Below are 1650 nucleotides of genomic sequence, written 5' to 3' on the forward strand. Positions count from 1 at the left end.
CCTGACTTGGCTCATTGTGGGGTGGTTGGGTTGCCTGGGGGCTGGTTGTTGTTGGGATTGTGGGGGTTGCGTGGGTTGGGGTGCGCACTAACGTGGGGGTATGAGTCCGTACGTTCGCACGGTCAGGACGGCGTCGGGGGCCCGTGCGGTGCAGATCGTGCACTCCTCCCGGAAGGGGGCGCGCAGCATCGAGCACATTGGCTCGGCCCATGATGACGCTGAGCTGGCGGTGCTTAAGGAGGTCGCCAGGCAACGACTCAACGCCGGCCAGCTCAGCTTCGACCTGCCGGGCCTGAACAGTGAGAACGACGCAGGTTCTGCGCCGCACGAACCGGCTGGGGCAGGGTGCGTGGCACCTATTGCCTCCAACCGGATGGGAGTGCTCCTGGAGGCCCTGGAGACGGCGTGGAAGGCGGTGGGGCTGGACAGACTCGATGGTGCTGACGAGGTCTTCCGCCAGCTCGTTACCGCCAGACTGATTGAGCCGACCAGCAAGCAGGACTCGTTGCGGGTCCTTACCGAGGCGGGCCTGTCGCCGGTGTCCTACGCGACAGTCAAGCGTCATCTGCCCAGCTACGCCGCTGAAGACTTCACCCGGGACCTGTCACGTCTGCTGGCCGGGTACGCCCGCATCGGCCGGGCCTCGCTGGTCCTGTTCGACGTGACGACTCTGTACTTCGAGACCGACAAGGCCGACGGCTTTCGCGAGCCGGGCTTCTCCAAGGAAAGACGCCTGGAGCCGCAGATCACGGTAGGGCTGCTCACCGACGAGACAGGGTTCCCTCTACGGGCCGGGGCCTTCGAGGGCAACAAGGCCGAGACCGCCACCATGATCCCAATGATCAACGACTTCATGGACGCCTACGACCTCGACGACGTGGTGGTCGTGGCTGACGCCGGGATGATCAGCGCCGCCAACAAGCAGGCCCTGGAGAGAGCCGGTCTGTCCTATGTGCTGGGCTCACGCACCGCACGCGTCCCCCACGTGATCAGCTCCTGGCACGACAACCACCCCGACCAGGACGTCCCCGACGGGCTGACCCTGACCCAGCCCTGGCCCGCCGGCCCCAGTGACCAGCGCCGCGACGAGACCATCTACTACCGCTACAGCGCCGACAGAGCCCGACGCACCCTACGCGGGATCGACACCCAGGTCGCCAAGGCCGAGAAAGCCGTCGCAGGAAAGATCCCCGTCAAGCGCAACCGCTTCGTGCACCTGTCCGGCGCCACCCGGAGCATCAACCGCGACCTGGAGAAAAGGGCCCGTACCCTGGCCGGGTGGAAGGGCTACGTCACCAACCTGCCCAGCCCCGACCCCGAGACAGTCATCAGCGCCTACCACCGCCTGTACAACATCGAGAAGTCCTTCCGCATGTCCAAGTCCGACCTGCGAGCACGCCCCATCTACCACCACCTGCGCCAGTCCATCGAGGCCCACCTGACCATCGTCACCGCCGCCCTTGCCATGGCCCGCTGGCTGGAGACCACCACCGGCTGGTCCATCAGACGCCTGATCACCACCGCACGCCGCTACCGCACCATCACCATCAACATCGCCGGGCACACCCTCACAGCCGCTGACCCCCTCCCACCCGACCTCACCCAAGCCCTCCACAACATCCACCACGACACTAAATGAGCCAACTCAGG

The 1650-nt window shown here is 65.9% G+C and carries 1 protein-coding gene; it reads left to right on the forward strand.

Annotation, left to right across the window (positions count from 1 at the left end; all coding sequences use genetic code 11):
* Positions 1-100 precede the first annotated feature (100 nt).
* Positions 101-1639 (forward strand): IS1634 family transposase, encoded by a 1539-nt coding sequence (locus tag FK256_RS10415; protein ID WP_141424720.1) that lies wholly within the window; start codon positions 101-103, stop codon positions 1637-1639.
* Positions 1640-1650: the final 11 nt, after the last annotated feature.

Origin of the sequence: Actinomyces johnsonii, assembly GCF_006546835.1 — a bacterium.
In the GTDB taxonomy this organism is placed as follows: domain Bacteria; phylum Actinomycetota; class Actinomycetes; order Actinomycetales; family Actinomycetaceae; genus Actinomyces; species Actinomyces johnsonii.

Bases quoted from the DNA above. Each gene is read 5' to 3' on its own strand.
- FK256_RS10415 (WP_141424720.1), top strand. From the start codon at position 101: ATGAGTCCGTACGTTCGCACGGTCAGGACGGCGTCGGGGGCCCGTGCG.